We start from the raw sequence: 264 nt of genomic DNA, 5'->3' as shown, positions 1-264 counted from the left end.
CGCTCGCCTGGTTGCAGGGTGACGAAGGGGACTTCGCGGCCCTGGTTGTCGGTCAGGTAGATGAAGCTACCGCTGCGACGCAGGCTCTGCTCCCAAGGCAGCACCCAGCCACGGCCGAGCACGCTGTCGACGGTCAGGTCGCTGGCGTAGAAGCGCGACCATTCGATCGGCATGAGGCCCGGGAGGCTGAAATCGACTTCGTCGTGAATGACCTTGCGCCCAGTCGTGAGGTCGACCGGGTTGCCCACCAGGCCGCCCACGGCA

1 protein-coding gene is annotated in these 264 nt (G+C 66.3%); it reads right to left on the bottom strand.

Annotation, left to right across the window (positions count from 1 at the left end; translation table 11 throughout):
* The coding region (locus AC1MHZ_RS23470; protein WP_482967021.1) for a DUF6531 domain-containing protein at positions 1-264 on the bottom strand (264 nt) is incomplete at both ends.

It is taken from the genome of Pseudomonas sp. FA-1 (genome assembly GCF_056856075.1).
This window is presented reverse-complemented; position numbering and strand designations above follow the sequence as displayed.